The following is an 18,937-nucleotide window of genomic DNA, read 5'->3' on the forward strand; positions in this document are numbered from 1 at the left end:
TGCATATAGTATAAAAAAGGAAGCAGGAGCCTTCTTTTCATGAAACCTTTGATCCTGATCGCCGGAACGATGGATGTCCACAGACGATATTATGAGCTCGTACAGAAAAGTGGCATGAATGCACAGATGCTTTCCTATCGTACAGGCGAAGCCTTTCCATACAGCAGCCTGCAAAACCTTTCGTTTGATCTGCTCCTTCTGCCCGGCGGCGGCGACTTTGATCCTGCCTTTTATGGAGAAACAGCCGCAGGCGCAAAGCCGTCCGACGGTATGCTGGATCTGATGCAGTTTCAGCTTTTGCAGCTCGCCCTTGTGCGCAAAAAGCCCGTGATCGGTATCTGCAAAGGCATGCAGCTCATCCATGTCTTTTTCGGTGGCAGACTTCTACAGGATCTGCCCGAAGATAACATGCATTATTATGCTTACACAACAAAGGATGCCATGCATTCCGTACAGCTTCTGCCGCTCCCTTCCATACAGACGAACAAAGAATATGCCATGCATTTCCCATCACAGGAAAAAGCATCTGCTTCCCAACGGGAAAAGCAAATGCTTTTTACACTTCTTTCTGGGTTTTCTGTTGTAAACAGCGCACATCATCAGGCTGTTTCCGATCTGCCTGACTGTCTGATCTGCCTGCAGCAATCACCGGATGGGATCCCCGAAACAATCCTGCACAAGGATCTTCCCATCATAGGATTTCAGTGGCATCCGGAGCGTCTGCCCGCCTTTTTGCCGGCTCATTTTTCTGACCTTGTATCGATTCTCCTGCGATGGGAGACTTCCGTATACTGAATTTATTCCTTGTTTCCCAGCTTTCTTGCAATCTCTGCCACGATCTGACGGATACTTTTCTGCTGACAGTCAATGATCAGATCCGCATACTTTTCATAAAGAGGGATCCTTTCCTGATAGATATCATATAAGGTCTGGTTCTCCCTGAGCGCAACGCCGCGCTTATGCAGATCTCCCAGACGTTCCTCAATCTGTTCGTATGGCAGGGACAGGTAGATGATCGTTCCGTTTTCTGCCAGATGCTGCATGGCATGTTTACCGAACACTGCACTGCCTCCGGTCGCGATGACAGTTTTCTCTGCGTCTATGCCTGCATTCACTTCATCCTCCGTCTGTAAAAAACCGTCAAGTCCTTTTTCCGTGATGATCTCATGCAACAGTTTTCCTGTCTGCTGCTGGATCACAATATCCGAATCCATAAAATGACAGCCCAGATTTTTGGCAAGGACAACTCCGATCGTGCTTTTCCCGACACCGGGCATTCCGATTAATACAATGTTGCTCTTCATGTTGTGTTCCTTTCCTCTTATCGCTGATACAACTTTGTCCATCCATGTTTTCCCGTCTGCCGGAATCCTGTGGAGGTTTTTCAAAATAACTATGCATCCATCTGCATCAGTTTCTTCAAAAGCTCCCAGATCCGCTGGGTGGAAGAAATGCTGAGTTTTTCTTTTGTCGTATGGATATCGTCGATATTCGGCCCGAAAGATACACAGTCGAGTCCTTCGATCTTCTGCGATAAGATACCACATTCCAGTCCTGCATGAATGGATAATACCTTTGGCTCTTTCCCCAGCACTTCCTTATAAGTGCGGACTACCTGCTCGCGCAGTTCTGAGTTCTCTTTATATTCCCAGGACGGGTACTCTCCGTTTGCTTCATATTCGCCTTCGCTTTCAGCGATCATATTGCAGAGTTTTTCTTTCAACGCCTGCTTTGCCGTACTGCTGCTGGAACGAAGAGAAAAACCGGCTTTTACCTCCTCTTCCGGCTCCATATGCAGCGTTGCAAAATTCAGGGAAGTCTCTACCAGTCCCGGCAGATCCCTGCTCATTGCCTGCACACCGTTCGGTGCTTCCAAAAAGAAGGACATGACACGGAAGAAATCAGATGCGTCGATCGCTTTTTCATACTGCTTTTCTGCTTTTTCGAGTCTGATCTGTAAACCGGACTCTTTCTTTGCCCATTCCTCGCGGAAGGAATTTTCCACAACGCCGATCAGCTTTTTCAGTTCTTCTTCCTTTGCTCCACAGGCGATCTGTGCTTTTGCTTTGTGTGGAATGACATTATCCTTTGTACCGCCGTCCATTGTGATCACACGCACATCCAGCTCACGCTCCATCAGATACAAAAGCTCACAGAGCAGCTTATTGGCATTGGCCCTGCCAAGACCGATCTCTACACCGGAGTGACCGCCCTTTAAACCATATACAGTAACAACATACTGCTCTTTATCGCCGATTTCTGTATAAGCGACCTGCCAGTTTGCATATACACGCAGACCACCTGCGCATGCCACGGTCAGCTCATCTTCCTTTTCGGAATCGATGTTCAGCATTTTCTTTCCCTGCAGCATGGAAAGATCGATCCCCTGTGCACCAAACATACCGGTTTCTTCATCTACCGTGATGATGACCTCAAGCGGCGGGTGCGGAATATCTTTGCTGTCTAAAAGTGCCAGCGCATATGCAACTGCAATACCGTCATCTGCACCAAGGCTTGTGCCTTTTGCGTAGACATAGTCGCCCTGCACAGCCAGATCCAATCCTTCCGTTTCCATATCTTTCTCACAATCCGGCTCTTTTACAGCAACCATATCCATATGCCCCTGTATGATGACCGGCTCTTTTTCTTCCATACCGGCTGTCCCATCTTTTTTGATGATGACATTGCCAAGCGTATCCTGTATATAAAACAGATTTCTTTTCTTTGCGAACTCTGCCAGATAATCGCTGATCTTCTGCGTATTGCCTGATCCCCGCGGGATCTGATCTATTTCTTCAAAAAACGAAAAGACGTTTTTCGGTTCTAAATTCTCTAACATACTATTCTTTCACTCCTTACTAAATATACGACAAAGAACACCGGAATACTCCGATGTTCTTTATTTATATCCCTATAGGATGTCCATTATGCAATCTTAGATTTTGCAATTTCTGCTAAAGACTTGAAGCCTTCTGCATCATTCACAGCCATCTCAGCCAGCATCTTTCTGTTGATGTCGATTTCTGCGAGCTTTAAGCCGTACATGAATTTGCTGTAGCTAAGACCGTTCATTCTTGCTGCTGCATTGATACGAGCGATCCAAAGCTGTCTCATCTGACGCTTTCTCTCTTTACGTCCTGCGTAAGAGGATGCCAGTGCACGCATTACAGACTGTTTTGCAACTCTATACTGATTAGATCTTGCTCCTCTGTAACCTTTTGCAAGTTTTAATACTCTATTATGTTTTTTCTTTGCGTTCATTCCGCCTTTGATTCTTGCCATTTCTATGCTTCCTCCTTACGATTTATAAATATGGTGTTAACTTCTTCATGTTCTTAACATTTGTTGCATCTGTCATTGCAGGTTTTCTAAGATTTCTCTTAGTCTTTGCAGATTTCTTTGTTAAGATATGACGCTTATAAGCTTTATTTCTTTTTAACTTACCTGTTCCTGTCACTTTGAAACGTTTTGCTGCTGCTCTGTTTGTTTTAACCTTTGGCATTTTAAATTCCTCCTATCAACTTTAGAAAATCTATTTCAACTTAAATCCGCAAATTCAAGTTAAAAGCTTTTTATGAGCGTTTCTCTGCAAGCACCATTGTCATGCTTCTGCCTTCTACCTTTGCCGGCTTTTCCACAACTGCGATCTCTGTCAGTGCTTCGGCAAAATCATCCAGAATATGCTTGCTTGCATTCATATGTGCCATTTCACGGCCACGGAAACGAAGTGTAACTTTTACTTTATCACCCTTTGTCAGGAATTTCTTCGCTGCATTGATCTTTGTATTCAGATCGTTTGTATCAATATTAGGAGATAAACGAATTTCTTTGATTTCAATGGTTTTCTGTTTCTTGCGGGCTTCTTTTTCTTTTCTGGCCTGTTCGTAACGGTATTTACCGTAGTCAACGATCTTGCAGACCGGCGGCTTTGCTGTCGGTGCGATCTTTACCAGATCAAGGCCTGCCTCATCTGCCAGTTTCTGTGCTTCTCTTGAAGACATGACGCCAAGCTGCTCGCCTTCTTCTCCGATCAGACGTACCTCTCTGTCTCTGATCTGTTCGTTAATCATTAATTCGCTAATAGTGATACACCTCCATAAGAATCAAAATAAAAAAATGAGTGGGAACATCCACTCATGACAAAAAATGAAAACGAATATAAAACTTATCGCTGCATTCTTATATAAACACCTGACAGCCCGATTGCCTCAGGGTGAGAGTGGATACTCTGCTTTCTTTACGTGTTTCAAACACCTTAAAGAGAATAGCACAAAAGAGAACCGGTGTCAACACCATTTTCTGCTTTTGTGCTATCAAATTCAATCGCAGCATACTATCTTGTGATATTTTTTACCCATTTGTATTTCATGTAGTGGATATATACAGCCGGGATCTTCACAAATTCATCCAGTGTCAGGATAAATGCAACGATAAGCACCGGTGCATGCCAGACAAAAGCTGCCAGCATACCAAGCGGAACGACAAAACACCAGAGTGTGACAACGTCACAGATCATACCGAACTTTGTATCGCCGCCCGCCGGGAAGATACCGGAAATGATCGTAGAATTCAAAGAATTTCCGATGATATAATAAGCCGCCATACAGAGCATGAACTTCAGATAATACATTGCCTGCGGCGTCAGTGTGATCACGCGCAGTACAAGTGGGATCAACAGAAGGATCACAAGACCGGAAGCTGCCCCGATCCAGATCGACAGACGGACAAATTTACCGCCCATCTTCTTTGCCTCCTCCAGCTTATTCTGTCCCAGTGTCTGCCCGATGATAATGGAAACGCCTGCTGCGATTCCCCAACAGAGACTGGCAATGATCGTACGCACAATGCTGGCAATAGAGTTAGCCGCGGTTGCATCGCTTCCCATATGTCCCATAATAACAGAATACATGGTCACACCGCCGCCCCAGCCGATCTGATTGACCAATAGCGGCGTTGTATATTTCCAGTAGTCCTTATGCATTTGTCTGTCCTTTATCACAAGCATATTACCGAGCTTCGGACATTTATATTTTGTAACGACAATGATAACGGCGATCGTTTCAAAGATCCTCGCACATACAGTGGCAAGTGCTGCACCTGCGATCCCCATTGCAGGCATACCGACAAATCCGAAGATAAATACCGCATTTAATACAATGTTCAGTACAACTGCCAAAGAGCCTATCATGGAGCTTAGCCCTGCATGATCGCATACCTTTAACAGACCGTAATAGATCTGTGTAAAGCCTGTCAGCACAAAAGATAAGGATACTGTCCGCAGATATACCGCACCTTTTTCGATCAGAACCGGATCTGCCGTGAAAATACGCATGATCTGCCCGGGAATACAGGCTGTCAGGACGGAAAACAGTATACCGGCAAGCAGTGCATAGCGCATTGCGATCGTCAATATCTCTTCTACAGATTTTTTATCTCCCTTGCCCCAATACTGGGCAGCCAGAACATTAAAGCCGAATACGAACGCCCCATAAAACAGGCTGTATACAAACGGGATCTGTGTTGCCAGGGAAGATGCCGCCAGAGAATCCTGATCCAGAAAGCCAAGCATAAACGCATCTGATGCACTGACAAAGGATGCCATCAGGTACTGAAAAGAAATCGGTGCCACAATATGTAATAATTGTTTATAAATACTTTTGTCATTCTGTGTCTGCATAAAATCCTCCCTGTCAAATTCATTTCTTATCTTCATTATAGAAAGAATTGTAGTTTTTTATATAAGATTTATGCTATTTTTGACACATATGTGATGTTATGTATTCCGCTTCGATCTTTATCCATTTGTTTTTCATGATATTCTCCAAAAGCTTTACTCTGCCAACACAATCGATACACGTTTATCTATATATTCCAATGTGTCTGAAAGACTTTGTTGTTTTTCCAGATATTTTATCACTTCCTCTTCTATCAGTTCAACATATTTCTTTTTTTGCGGATATAAAACACATGGCATATCCAGCCATGCTTTTATGCTATGCAGCTGTTCCTGATCCAGCGCTTCCACGACCACCTCGTAATCATTGTAAGTAACCTCACACCGATATGGATTCACCTGCGTGCCATCAGGCAGTGTTGTTTCTTTCGTCGCAGATACAATATCCCAAATACGCTGCTGTGCCTTTTCATTGACAGGGAAATAATCGGGATACGCATTTTTTATCTGATATTCCTCTCCGGTCAGATAGTACAAAAAGTCTGCACATTCCTCTTCCTGTTTGCTTCCATGTACAATCCCATAAACACCCATTGGAACGATCTCATTTACATACTGCCCGCTGCTTTTTTGTTCAAATCCGGTGTAGTCCACTGCCTGTTCTCCCATCAGATAAATCCCCATATAATCATTTGGCTCACTGATCTCTGTCACACCACAGATTGGCTTATCTGATTTCAAAAGCTCCGGTAATGACGTATTTTCTTCCGCCTCCGGCATCTCCTCCATAGTCTTTATATATTCTTTTAAGAGGTTTGTATCTACCTTCTTATTTTCCTCGTCCAGAATTCCTTTTACATCCGCATATAAGAAGCTATTGCATACTTCTTCCTTTCCACCATAAAGATACAATTTTCCATTATTCCCCCGCTTATAAAATGTGCGCATTCTAAATCCCGGTATCACATAACGGCTTCCCGCCTCTGTAAGTGCCTCACGAACAGATTTTGTCATTGCAATATTTTCATACACCCCGGAAAGATCCTCCAAACTTCCCTGATACTGTTCCATATCTTGTAAGTAGCTTGAAAATAAAAGATCTATTTTCCCATCTGTGAGTGCCATGGAAAGTTGCTTCTCACCTGCTTCATCTGTTCCATACTCTTTGACTGTGATCTGTACCGTATCCTGCTGCATATTATAGGCGGCTACCGCCAGCTTACATTCTCTGCTGATCGATCCCCCGCCAAGTACAAGCTCTGTTTTCTTCAATCCTTCTGTATTCTCATTCTTTCCTGCTACACGGCAAATATAAATCCACTGATTTGCATTCATATCAAGTCCATCCCTTGCAGCCAAAAGCAACGTGCCATCCGGAAGTTCACAGACTGTCTGCACCATTTCGCTGTTCATTCCTATATCTCCCAATGCAAAGACTAAAGCTGCTGTTCCATTTTCCACATGCCACAGCTTATTGGCACATAAAAGCAAGGTATGATCAGACGGCAGGGCACGCATATCCCCATTCTCCTCCCTGTCTTCCAACAGATAGATTATTTTTTTCTCGTTCAGATCATAAACAGACATTCCGCTTTCCGAAAGTCTAAGACATGCTATCCCATTTTCAGTACCGGTAAAGCCTAAGATCATCCCCTGACAGACATCCTCTTTTTTCTTACCATTCTGGTCAATCGATAAAACAGAATTGGCACCTGCTATGTAGAACCCACCATCAAATGCCTGCAGACCAAATACCCCCGCTTCCAATTCCTCTGATATTTCCTGTAAAGATATCGTCTGGTCTACGTTTCCTTCCTCATCACAGATCATAATCTGATATGCGGCTGTCCCATCTTGATCCTGATATCTCCATAGCAGAGCAAATGTGCTTTTTTCATTAGAACTTGATATATTGGAAAGCGCATATACAGTTCCTTCTTTTTCAAAAGGCAGGGAAAGCTGTTTTACCTCATTATTTTTATCTATCCTGTAAATCTCAGGATAAATCTTCTGTTTCTCATCTGTTCTCAATGGCGAAGCGGCTATATATACATATTGTTCATCACCACACATACCTGTGATGGGTGGCAGATCAGAAACATCCAGTTTTTCACTTGTATAAGCCGTTGTCACCTCTTTGGTGGTATCAAATGTGACCTCTTTTCTGCCACAGCCCGTTAAAACAAACAGTGACAATAAAAATATGATTATCTTCTCCATATGTATTCCCCCTATTGAAAACCCCCCTTTCACATGGAAAGGGGGCTCCCGTATGCCTTCATTTTATCGTTCTCTAAAGGTTGCGCAGCTTGTCTGCTGACAATCGCAGGCATTGCTTCCACCGATCTTTACATTATCGGCGTTGCATTTATAATCGGAATTATAAATACATTTCACTGCCTCACAGTCGATATCGATCATTTTGCTCGGATGCTCCAAAGCACTCAGGTACTGATCGCCCTTTGCTTCTTTAAAGGAATCGCAGCATGTCTGCGAACAATCACAGGCGTTTTTTCCACCGACACTGATATCGCCCTTGCAGCAGCAGTTTTCTTTGTTATAGGTACAGGTACGCACATCACATTTTAAAGTAACCATTTTTCTTCCTCCTTCCGGGTTTTCCCGTAGAAGTAGTATGTGCTTTTTCATGTGATTTTATACGATACCCCTGTTTAAAAGCATTTTGACTTTTCCGAATTATTCATTCTCATCAAAATCTTCTTCCAGATCATCCGGCAGCCATGTATTGCCATTATTATTGCCACAGCTTACTGTAATGCCATGTGTGAGAGGTGCCTTCATGAGACCATACAATACACCGAGTAAGAAGATGACAAGTGCAGCCAGCCAGAAATCTGTCTTTAACAATGTGATCTCGCCATCAAACAAAAGCTCCATTTTTTCTTTTACCATTTTTTTAAATTGAAGCATATGTCACCTCCTGCCTTCCGGCACTTATTTATTTCTTCCACAACATTTTTTATATTTCTTGCCACTTCCGCAAGGACATGGATCGTTAGGATAGATCTTCTGCTCTTTTACGATCGTTGTAGAGCTCTTCTGCTCTTTGTAAAGTGCTTTTCTTGTTTCCTCATCGAAGATCTTTTCCCACTGTGGCAGACCGTATAACCAATCAGCTTCTGCACCAACCATGTTTTTGTACAGAAGTGCTTTGTCAAACTTTAAGCTGACAGGTGTATCTTCTTCCATCTCTTCGATCGGATTTGCTTCTACCAAAGAATCATTGATACCATCCAGAAAGCCTGTCATTGTCATGATATCTACATTATATTTTTCAGCCAGTTCTTTTACTGTGCCCTTTACTTCTGTATCAGGATCTTCCAGAAGCTGTGCATAAATTTCTTTTTCTTTCAGAAAATATTTCTGCCAGAGTCTTTTTAAGTCACCCTTGTTTGCTGTTTCTGAATACGCCATAGAGCGCCACTGTTCTAATAATGCCATTTTTGTATACTCCTTATTTCTTCTTCCATTCGTTCTTGCAGGCTCTGCCTGCTATATACCAAGACAGTATATACTATTTTGCCCTATTTTTCAAAGGTTTTTTACGGCTTTGCATAAACTGTCTCGTTTTTCCGATTTCCCTTTTCATCTACGGTTTCGATCTGCACATAGTAGCTTCCGTCTTTTTCCTGTGGGAAACGGATCTCCGTATGTGTATTTGTCGTATCGCTGTTATAATCCACCCATGCATAACCGTCACGCAGATCGATCTTCATATACTCATAATATGTCCGGCTTTGATCCACCTTATCATACAGCACATATTTATTTAACTGGAAATCATAATACTTGGCTTCCATTGCCTTGGAGCGTTCTTCATCTGTCAGCGTACTGTCCATATCCACGTAGTCATTCGTGTAATGCTGTCTCTGCTTTTTGGATAGATTTTCCAGCATCTGACACTGTTCATATAAGGAAGTGTTGTTAAATTTATCATAAAAATGATTGATCCTGATATCCAGTCCTACCTGATACAGCCGCGGCCCCAGCACAATAACTGCCACAAGCAAAAGGGCGGCGATCACCGCATAATACCGGTGCAGCTTTTTCTGCTCATATGCATACCAGAACGGTTTCCGTTTCAGTGTTTTGGTTGTCTCCTGCTCACTGTACAGAGAATCCATATCCATATCGGAAGGCAGAAGTGCTTTCCGAAACGTCTCCAGATCCTCGTATCTGTCAAAATCATAAATAGAAGCCGCCTTCATGATGGCTTCACTCTGGAAATCCATGATCCGTGTCTGCATCTGCTGCGGCGGTGTACTTTCCTTTTCTTCATTGATCCGCTCATAATAAGCCGGCAGTTTTTCTCCCGTTACATAGCGGTACAAAATAGCCGCCATGGCATACTGGTCTGTTTTGCTGCTTCTCTTGGCTTCCGGCAGATAAAGCTCTACTGGCGCATAACCGTCCTGCCGCACGCCCGGATCTTTTAGCTGCGGGGCAGCGATATCCTCCATCGGATTGGTAAAGCCGACAATTACGCTCTTCCTGTCTGGCAGCACCATGATCTGCTGCGGCGAAAGTGCCAGATGGCAGATGCCGTCCTGATGCAGTTTTGCCAGAGTCTGTATGACAGGTGCGAGCAGCTTCATCAGATCTTCTACGGTAAACTTGGCACTGTGACGTTTTAACAGATACTTGTCAAGCGTCATGCCTTCCACATATTCTTCTATGCTGTATACAGTTCCGCGTTCTTCCAGAAAAGTCAGTACATTGGCGATCCCTTCCACCGGATACATACGGATCAGCTTCTTTGCCCGGCCGATCACATGCTCCTTCATGGATTCAAACAGAGCTTCATCGGAAAGCTTCTTGCAGTCCAGATGATAGTCATGCAGCCTGTCTCTTTCCACGATATCAACAGGAAACAGTTCCCTGATGACAACTACTTTTTTACGGAATGTATCATAACCTTTGTAGGTAACCATAATGCCGTTATTCCCCAGAAGTGAATCAATCCGGTATCTTCTGTCTGCCAGTGTCATCCCCGGCTGTAACAGATGCGCTTCTATTGTTATTTTCTTCTTCATACCCCAAACTCCTTTGCATTCCTTAGTATAGCATTGCAGCGTGCATTAAACAACAGTCCCTGTTGCTATTTGTTTATTTTGCCATGCACGATTTGTTTTTTGACCACAGAAGCTTTCTATGTTAGTATAGTACAATACAATTATTATTTCAGGCATACTAACCGAATGATCCGTATTACAGCTTTATTCTGTTTTTATGCTGCCCGATATCGAAAGGAAGGATTCTGTTATATGTATTCCAAAAAGCAACGTATTCTGGCGATCATCGGAATCGCCGCTCTGGTACTTCTTTATATCATCACACTCATCTGTGCCATCTTCAATTTCGACGGCGCGGGCAGAATGTTCAAGGTCAGTCTGTTTGCAACGATCTTCATTCCGATCATCCTCTGGCTTTACATCTGGATGTACGGCAAGCTGACAAACAAGCATACCATTGCCGATTTTGACAATATGCCTGCCACAAAAGCCATCAAGGACCAGAAACAGAAAGAAGAAGCGGAACAAGTGACGCTTTCCAAAAAAAACACCAGATCCTGAATTCGGGATCTGGTGTTTTTTCGTATACTCTTTATCTATTATTTCTTCAGTGGACTTTCTCTGTAGATGATATCATTTCTGCCCGGTCCGTTACTTACCATTGTGATCGGGTAACCAATCTGTTCTTCGATAAATTCCACATACTTGCGGCAGTTCTCCAGCAGATCTTCAAACTTCTTAATACCTCTGATATCTTCTCTCTGGTTTTTCCAGCCCGGTAATACTTTCAGAACCGGTTTTGCTTTCTCCAGATCATGTGTTACAGGGAACTCTGTTGTCACTTCTCCGTTGATCTCATAACCGACACATACCGGAATTTCATCCAGATAACCAAGTACATCCAGAACCGTAAATGCAACATCTGTTGTACCCTGCAGACGACAGCCGTACTTGGAAGCAACACAGTCAAACCATCCCATTCTTCTCGGACGTCCTGTTGTTGCACCAAACTCACCGCCATCACCACCGCGGCGTCTCAGCTCATCTGCTTCGTCTCCGAAGATCTCGGATACAAATGCACCACCGCCGACTGCGGAAGAATATGCCTTGCAGACTGTGACGATCTGCTTGATCTCGTATGGCGGGATACCTGCACCGACTGCACCGTAAGCTGCCAGTGTGGAAGAAGAAGTTACCATTGGGTAAATTCCATGATCCGGATCCTTTAACGTACCAAGCTGACCCTCTAACAGGATGTTCTTTCCTTCCTTGATCGCCTTGTCAAGATATAAGGAAACGTTGCATACATAAGGTTCTACCATTTCCTTATACTCTTTCAGTGTCTGCATCAGTTCGTCCGGGTTTAAAAGCGGTTTATGATATAAATGCTCCAGTAAAACATTCTTTGTCTCACATACACGGACAACCTTTTCTCTCAGCTCGTCCTCATCTTCAAACAGCTCGCTTACCTGGAAACCGATCTTTGCATACTTATCGGAATAGAAAGGTGCGATACCTGATTTTGTGGAACCGAATGACTTACCGCCAAGACGTTCCTCTTCATATTGATCAAATAAAATGTGATATGGCATCACCATCTGACATCTGTCAGAAACCAGAAGCTTCGGCTTTGGCACATCGCGGTCTGTAATAGATTTCATTTCATTGAATAAAACCGGAATGTTCAGTGCAACACCATTACCGATAATACTTGTTGTATGTCCGTAGAACACACCTGACGGTAATGTATGAAGTGCAAACTTTCCGTAATCATTTACGATCGTATGTCCGGCATTGGCTCCACCCTGAAAACGGATGATGATATCTGCCTCTTTTGCCAGCATATCTGTAATCTTACCTTTTCCTTCGTCGCCCCAGTTAGCGCCTACAACTGCTTTTACCATAGTTCACATTCTCCTTTTAGCAGAAATTCTAAAAATCAAACTGCCCGCAGGCAGTCCCTTTTTGATACAGATATAGTATATACTATATTGATTCATAAGTAAAATCAATATTTTTTATATTTGCCATAATATATACTTATTTGTCAGTCTTATGTAAAGTAAATAGTTTTTTCCGCAGGAGATTCCGGACATTCATTGAAATCACGGATAATTTCTACTATAATGAATCATACTGTCAGAAGGTTTATTACCTCTATCCGTTGACTAGTAATACCTATTTTTAATGAAGGAGATTTATCATGCAAACAAATACACGATCCGCCATAGATGCACTCTCCGTACTGTCTCAGAGTGCCCATTCCCCGTTCCACTGCTGTAAATACTGCGAGGACACGCTCAAGAAATCCGGCTTTCTTGCACTTCCCAAAAATGAGCCGATTTCCCTTACACCCGGCGGAAAATATTATATCGATCTTTACGACGCAACCTGCATTGCCTTTACGGTCGGCAAGAAAGTCTCTGCAGGCAAAAAGCTGCCAAAGCTGCGTATGATCACGGCGCATACAGACTGGCCGTCTTTTCTGATAAAACCACAGCCTGAGCTGACACAGGAAAGCTATGGCAAACTCAATATCGAGCCGTATGGCGGCGCTGTATATACAAGCTGGCTGGACAGACCGCTCGGCATTGCAGGCAAGGTCTGTACAAAAGGAAAAGACGCTTTCCATCCGGTCACGCATCTGATCGACTCCAAGAAGCCGGTTGCTGTCATTCCGGGACTTGCCATCCATATGAATCCGGAGATCAACAAGGGCATACAGCTTAATCCGCAGCTCCAGCTTCTGCCGCTTGTAGCACGCCTTGGAGCAGATGAAAAATCCGATTATTTTCTGCACTATCTGGAGCTGCTCACAGGCTGCAGGGCAGAAGACATTCTGGACTATGAGCTGTTTTTATACAATGCGGATCCCGGTGCAGAAGTCGGGCTGAACGGCGAATTTTTCTCTTGCCCGCGCATCGATAATTATTCCAGTGTACAGGCTGCTTTATCCGCCCTTCTGCATGCTGATACCAAAGAAGATCATATTTGCATTTCCGCCTTTTATCACAATGAGGAGATCGGCAGTGCTACCAAACAGGGCGCAGGCTCTGTCATGACAATGGATCTGTTAAAGCGCATCTTTGCTGCGCTCGGTTTTTCGGAGGAAATGCTTTCCTGCACGATCGCAGAGGGGCTCTGTCTTTCTCTGGATGTTGCCCATGGCTTACATCCGAATTATCCGGATAAAAATGATCCGACCTGCCAGATCTGTCTCGGCGACGGTGTTGCACTGAAATTATCCGCCAGACAGTCTTATGCAACAGATTCTTCCTATGTCAGTGTGGTCGAAGGCATCTGCAGACAGCACAACATTCCATACAAGAAATTTGTGAACCGCTCCGATCAGAGAGGCGGCTCCACACTTGGCAGCATTACATCCGCCAAGCTGGCAATCCCGTGTGTTGATGCAGGCGTTCCGATTCTTTCCATGCATTCCGCCAGAGAACTCATGGCATGCACTGACCAGGAAGCCTTATGTGCGCTTGCTGCGCAGATGTTCCGTGGCTGACCCTGAAAGGAGCCATGCGGTAAATATGCAATACAATATGAGACATTATAGTACAATCTGCACCATTTCTAAATTAAAAAATTAAGCAAATATAAAAAATTTATAAAGAATTAAGATTTTATTTATCAGATAACGTCGACATGATTTTATTCATATGATAAGCTATAGGAAAACATTCTTATAAGGGAGGAAATTCACATGGACAATTATTATTCTGCTGTAGGGGCAGGCATTGGTACTGCTTACTATCTTTTCATACTGGTATTTTACATTGCATGTGTGATCGGTATGTGGAAGATGTTTGAGAAAGCCGGCAAACCGGGCTGGGCAAGCCTGATTCCGTTTTACAACCTCTACTGCGTGTACGACATCGGCTGGGGCACAGGCTGGTTATTCTTACTGACCTTTGTTCCTTGTGTTGGCTTCATCTTTGATATCATGCTTTCTTTCAAGATGGCAAAAGCTTACGGACAGGGCACAGGCTTCGGCTTCGGTATTCTTTTCCTGAAACCGATCTTCTACATGATCCTTGGTTTCGGCGATTCCGAATACATCGGTCCACAGTAAACTACCGCTTATTCAGATCTTAATAATTCTAACAGACGGGCAGCTGCCATACTTTTTGGCAGCTGCTTATTTGTTACTACACACATATGCCGCTTGGGCAGCATCTGGTGGAAACGGAGCGCAAACAGCCTTCCTTCTTCCAGATAGGGCTGCGCAAAATCGCGCATCACACATCCAATCCCCAGATTTCTCAAAGCAAACTGCACGATCATATCAGACGTTGCAAGTTCAAATTCAGGATTTAAGGATACACCGTGTTTTTCCAGCACCTGATCGACATATTTTCTTGTACTTGTATTTTTTTCCAGAAAAATAACCGGATAATCGGGCAGCTCATGCAGATCAACCATATGATTTTTCAACTGGGTATAGCGGTGCGCCGCCACAAAGATATCCTCCACCTCACGCACGACCTGGATGTCCATTGTCTCATCTTCTGCAAAGGGCTCCGTTACAACACCGAAATCAATCTTACCTTCTTTCAGATACATCAATGTCTCGGGGGTCGGGCCGTTCGTGACATGTACTTTGATCGCCGGGTATTTCTGGTGAAACAGATCCAGATACGGAAGCAGGTAAAACTGCAGTGTCATATCGGAAGCACCGATCCGGATCTCGCCCGATTCCAGATTTTTCAGTTTGGAAAGCACCTGTTCTCCCTGCTGCATTTCTTCATATCCCTGTTTGATATAGGAAAACAGTATTTCTCCCTCCGGGGTCAGGCGGATCCCTCTGGCACATCTGACGATCAGCTTTGTATCCAGTGCTTTTTCAAGCTGGCGCATTGACTGGCTGACCGCCGGCTGTGAGATCATCAGTCTTTCCGCCGCAAGTGTCATGCTCTGACAGACCGCTACATAATAAAACACTTTATAATATTCCAGATTTGTCGTCATCATCTTTCTCTCCATATATCTTTTGCCAGCATTTCAGGCAGTTTTCTATTTTCTTAATATAATTCATATTTTTTTAAAAATTAAAACACAAATTGAACACACTTTCCAAATATACTAACAGCATCAGAGATGAAGAAAACCCCTCAACCCTCTCATCTTTGATAAGTGTTTCAACTCTTTATATTTTTTCATGAATCCCTCATAAGAAAAAAGGAAGCGGTTTCCACCCCCTCAGGAAACCGCTTTCTTTTTGTCTTTCGTACTTTATACGTTGATCTCTGCTTTTACGCCAAGCAGAGCTTCATTTTCTTTCAGTACCGGCCTGAGTACCTGCTCGATAAACTTGGTTACCTGGATCGGTGCTCTGCCTACATATCTTGCAGGCTCCATGCTGCTTTGCAGATCTTCCAGTGTCATCGGGAAGCTGTCATCCGCAGCGATCAGTTCAAGCAGATTGTTGTCCCTGCCTTCCTGCTTTACATTCTTTCCTGCTTCCATGGAAAGCTGACGGATCTTTTCATGCAGCTCCTGTCTGTTTCCGCCCATCTTGACTGCATCCATCATGATATTTTCTGTTGCCATGAACGGAAGCTCTGCCATCAGATGCTTTGTGATAACTTTGTCGTAAACAACCAGACCGTCTACTACGTTCAGGCAGAGATCTAAAATACCGTCGATCGCCAGAAACGCTTCCGGAATGGAAAGACGCTTATTTGCAGAATCATCCAGTGTACGTTCAAACCACTGTGTTGCGGAAGTGATCGCCGGATTTAAAGCATCGATCATCACATAACGGGATAAGGACGCGATACGCTCACTTCTCATCGGATTTCTCTTATATGCCATTGCAGAGGAACCGATCTGATTCTTTTCAAAAGGCTCTTCCACTTCTTTTAAGTGCTGCAGCAGACGGATATCGTTGCTCATCTTATGTGCGGATGCTGCGATACCTGCCAGTACGTTGCAGACTCTTGTATCAACTTTACGGGAATAGGTCTGTCCCGATACCGGATAGCATTCCTTGAAGCCCATTTTCGCTGCGATCATCGGATCGATCTTGTCGATCGTTTCCTGATCACCGTTAAACAGCTCCTGGAAGGATGCCTGTGTACCTGTCGTGCCTTTTGAACCGAGCAGCTTTAAGGTAGATGCCACATAATCCAGATCGGAAAGATCCATAACAAATTCCTGCGCCCAGAGTGTGGCACGTTTGCCGACTGTTGTAGGCTGTGCAGGCTGGAAATGGGTAAATGCCAGTGTCGGAAGCTCTTTATATTTATCCGCAAATTTTGCAAGCTCATCGATCACATTGACCAGCTTCTTCTTAACAAGCTGCAGCGCCTCTGCCATGACAATGATATCGGTATTGTCACCGACATAGCAGGATGTTGCGCCAAGATGGATGATACCTGCTGCCTTCGGGCACTGCTGTCCGTATGCGTATACATGGCTCATTACATCATGTCTGACCTGTTTTTCGCGTTCCTTTGCCACATCGTAATTGATGTCGTCCAGATGCTCCTTCAGCTCATCGATCTGCTCCTGTGTGATGACCGGTTTGCCATCCTGGGACAATCCCAGCTCCATCTCTGTCTCTGCAAGTGCAACCCAGAGTCTTCTCCATGTTCTGAATTTCTTATCAGGCGAAAAAATATACTGCATCTCCTTGCTGGCATAACGCTCTGAAAGCGGGCTTACATATCTGTCATTACTCATCTCTTTCTCCTCATCTTTACTCATCAAATTCTCCGCGGATATCATCCTGCGGTGGTTCCATTGGGTATTTCCCGGTAAAGCAGCCGGTGCAGATCTCTCTGCCGCCTACGATGTCGGGCAGTCTGTCCAAAGACAGATAGGCAAGGGAATCCGCTCCGATAATCTGCCTGATCTCTTCCACAGATCTGTTATAGGCAATGAGCTGTTCTCTCGCCGGTACATCGGTTCCGAAATAACACGGCCATAAAAACGGCGGTGAGGAAATCCTGACATGCACCTCTTTCGCACCTGCATCACGCAGCAGCTTTACAATACGGTCGGAAGTTGTTCCGCGGACGATCGAATCATCGATCATGATGACACGTTTGCCATCAACAACCTCTCTGATCGGATTCAGCTTGATCTGTACACTGCTTTCCCTGTTTTTCTGCTTTGGCTTGATAAAGGTTCTTCCGACATAGGAATTCTTTACAAAAGCAGTATTATACGGAATACCTGACTGCATGGCATATCCCATTGCAGCACAGTTACCGGATTCCGGTACACCGGTTACAATGTCCGCTTCCACCGGACTGTCCATTGCCAGATATTTACCTGCCATAATGCGGGAATGATAGACGCTGCAGCCATCGATCAGGCTGTCCGGTCTTGCGAAATAAATGTATTCAAAAACACATCTTGCATGCTGCTCTTTTAAAATGCAGCAGCTCTTGTCGGATTCAATGCCCTTTTCCGGTGAGATCGTTACAATTTCGCCGGGTTCCACATCCCGGATAAATTCTGCACCGATCGTATCAAGGGCACAGGTCTCAGATGCCAGTACATAAGCATTATCACGTTTTCCGATACAAAGCGGACGGAATCCGAACGGATCTCTCGCACCGATCAGCTTACGCGGGCTCATAACGATCAAAGAGTACGCACCCTTCAGCTTCTTCATGGCACGTCCGACCGCTTCTTCTACTGTTTTGGAATTCAGACGCTCTCTGGCGATCAGATAGGCAATGACCTCTGAATCGATCGTTGTCTGGAAAATGGCTCCTGTATATTCGAGCTCTTTGTGCAGCTGGGGTGTATTGATCAGATTACCGTTGTGCGCCAGTCCCAGTGTTCCTTTGACATAATTCAGGACAAGTGGCTGCGCGTTTTCACGGGTTGAACTGCCGGCGGTCGAATATCTGACATGTCCGACACCGATGTCTCCCTTTAATTTCTCCAGCACTTCCGGGGTAAAGGCTTCATTTAAAAGCCCCATATCCTTATGACTGGAAACCTTTCCTTTTGGGCCGTTTGTTTCACTGACAGCAATGCCACAGCTTTCCTGTCCTCTGTGCTGCAGTGCAAACAATCCGTAGTAGATACTTGTTGCGACATCGCCACCTGAAAAATCATACATGCCGAATACGCCGCATTCTTCCTTTAAGTGTTCTAATTCTGCCATTGTTTTCTCCACTTTCTTAAAAGATTGTTGTCTGGTGTATCTCTTACCTTCCCTAATTGTATATAAACAAAAAACATTATAATCGTTTCCGCTGCA

General features: G+C 44.3%; 19 protein-coding genes. 4 read left to right on the top strand and 15 right to left on the bottom strand.

Features of this window, described 5'->3' with window-relative positions:
• Positions 1–39 precede the first annotated feature (39 nt).
• Complete coding sequence (locus tag KQI22_RS10105) at positions 40–795, top strand: gamma-glutamyl-gamma-aminobutyrate hydrolase family protein (RefSeq protein WP_216551951.1); 756 nt, start codon at positions 40–42, stop codon at positions 793–795.
• 2 nt (positions 796–797) lie between these two features.
• On the opposite strand, the gene KQI22_RS10110 is transcribed toward KQI22_RS10105, so the two are convergent.
• The 11 genes from KQI22_RS10110 to KQI22_RS10160 form a co-directional block, all read right to left on the bottom strand.
• Positions 798–1,304: a shikimate kinase gene (locus KQI22_RS10110; RefSeq protein ID WP_216551952.1), complete on the bottom strand. Its 507-nt coding sequence runs from the start codon at positions 1,302–1,304 to the stop codon at positions 798–800.
• A gap of 89 nt (positions 1,305–1,393) precedes the next feature.
• On the bottom strand, positions 1,394–2,839 hold the full coding sequence (locus tag KQI22_RS10115; RefSeq protein WP_216551953.1) for an aminoacyl-histidine dipeptidase: 1,446 nt from the start codon (positions 2,837–2,839) through the stop codon (positions 1,394–1,396).
• Positions 2,840–2,925: 86 nt separating this feature from the next.
• Positions 2,926–3,282 (bottom strand): 50S ribosomal protein L20, encoded by a 357-nt coding sequence (rplT, locus tag KQI22_RS10120; RefSeq protein WP_022005519.1) that lies wholly within the window; start codon positions 3,280–3,282, stop codon positions 2,926–2,928.
• 22 nt (positions 3,283–3,304) lie between these two features.
• Positions 3,305–3,502, bottom strand: a complete 198-nt coding sequence (gene rpmI, locus KQI22_RS10125; protein ID WP_022005518.1) for a 50S ribosomal protein L35 — start codon at positions 3,500–3,502, stop codon at positions 3,305–3,307.
• A gap of 70 nt (positions 3,503–3,572) precedes the next feature.
• Complete coding sequence (gene infC / locus KQI22_RS10130) at positions 3,573–4,070, bottom strand: translation initiation factor IF-3 (RefSeq protein WP_022005517.1); 498 nt, start codon at positions 4,068–4,070, stop codon at positions 3,573–3,575.
• Positions 4,071–4,333: 263 nt separating this feature from the next.
• Positions 4,334–5,677, bottom strand: coding sequence for an MATE family efflux transporter (locus KQI22_RS10135; RefSeq protein ID WP_216551954.1), 1,344 nt, complete (start codon positions 5,675–5,677; stop codon positions 4,334–4,336).
• A gap of 153 nt (positions 5,678–5,830) precedes the next feature.
• A complete protein-coding gene (locus KQI22_RS10140) occupies positions 5,831–7,894 on the bottom strand; it encodes a hypothetical protein (protein ID WP_216551955.1) in 2,064 nt (687 codons plus the stop codon).
• Positions 7,895–7,957: 63 nt separating this feature from the next.
• Positions 7,958–8,272: a DUF1540 domain-containing protein gene (locus KQI22_RS10145; protein ID WP_216551956.1), complete on the bottom strand. Its 315-nt coding sequence runs from the start codon at positions 8,270–8,272 to the stop codon at positions 7,958–7,960.
• A 99-nt stretch (positions 8,273–8,371) separates the two neighbouring features.
• Positions 8,372–8,605 (bottom strand): hypothetical protein, encoded by a 234-nt coding sequence (locus tag KQI22_RS10150; protein ID WP_022005513.1) that lies wholly within the window; start codon positions 8,603–8,605, stop codon positions 8,372–8,374.
• Positions 8,606–8,629: 24 nt separating this feature from the next.
• Positions 8,630–9,136, bottom strand: coding sequence for an SEC-C metal-binding domain-containing protein (locus KQI22_RS10155; protein ID WP_216551958.1), 507 nt, complete (start codon positions 9,134–9,136; stop codon positions 8,630–8,632).
• Between the two features lie 101 nt (positions 9,137–9,237).
• Complete coding sequence (locus KQI22_RS10160) at positions 9,238–10,728, bottom strand: protein kinase domain-containing protein (protein WP_216551960.1); 1,491 nt, start codon at positions 10,726–10,728, stop codon at positions 9,238–9,240.
• A gap of 231 nt (positions 10,729–10,959) precedes the next feature.
• On the opposite strand from KQI22_RS10160, the gene KQI22_RS10165 reads away from it, so the two are divergent.
• Positions 10,960–11,268: a hypothetical protein gene (locus KQI22_RS10165; protein WP_022005510.1), complete on the top strand. Its 309-nt coding sequence runs from the start codon at positions 10,960–10,962 to the stop codon at positions 11,266–11,268.
• A gap of 38 nt (positions 11,269–11,306) precedes the next feature.
• Here the strand turns inward: KQI22_RS10165 and KQI22_RS10170 are convergent, their stop codons facing one another.
• A complete protein-coding gene (locus KQI22_RS10170) occupies positions 11,307–12,611 on the bottom strand; it encodes an adenylosuccinate synthase (RefSeq protein WP_216551962.1) in 1,305 nt (434 codons plus the stop codon).
• Positions 12,612–12,910: 299 nt separating this feature from the next.
• Here KQI22_RS10170 and KQI22_RS10175 point away from each other — a divergent pair, with 299 nt between their 5' ends.
• Both KQI22_RS10175 and KQI22_RS10180 read left to right on the top strand, forming a co-directional pair.
• On the top strand, positions 12,911–14,221 hold the full coding sequence (locus KQI22_RS10175; RefSeq protein WP_216551964.1) for a M18 family aminopeptidase: 1,311 nt from the start codon (positions 12,911–12,913) through the stop codon (positions 14,219–14,221).
• 198 nt (positions 14,222–14,419) lie between these two features.
• Positions 14,420–14,788: a DUF5684 domain-containing protein gene (locus tag KQI22_RS10180; protein WP_022005507.1), complete on the top strand. Its 369-nt coding sequence runs from the start codon at positions 14,420–14,422 to the stop codon at positions 14,786–14,788.
• 8 nt (positions 14,789–14,796) lie between these two features.
• Here the strand turns inward: KQI22_RS10180 and KQI22_RS10185 are convergent, their stop codons facing one another.
• From KQI22_RS10185 to purF, 3 genes are all read right to left on the bottom strand, one after another.
• On the bottom strand, positions 14,797–15,684 hold the full coding sequence (locus KQI22_RS10185) for a LysR family transcriptional regulator (protein WP_216551996.1): 888 nt from the start codon (positions 15,682–15,684) through the stop codon (positions 14,797–14,799).
• 264 nt (positions 15,685–15,948) lie between these two features.
• Positions 15,949–17,400 (bottom strand): adenylosuccinate lyase, encoded by a 1,452-nt coding sequence (gene purB / locus KQI22_RS10190; protein WP_216551998.1) that lies wholly within the window; start codon positions 17,398–17,400, stop codon positions 15,949–15,951.
• A gap of 16 nt (positions 17,401–17,416) precedes the next feature.
• On the bottom strand, positions 17,417–18,841 hold the full coding sequence (gene purF, locus KQI22_RS10195; protein ID WP_216551966.1) for an amidophosphoribosyltransferase: 1,425 nt from the start codon (positions 18,839–18,841) through the stop codon (positions 17,417–17,419).
• Positions 18,842–18,937: the final 96 nt, after the last annotated feature.

The sequence above is a fragment of the Kineothrix sp. MSJ-39 genome, from assembly GCF_018917935.1.
In the GTDB taxonomy this organism is placed as follows: domain Bacteria; phylum Bacillota; class Clostridia; order Lachnospirales; family Lachnospiraceae; genus CAG-194.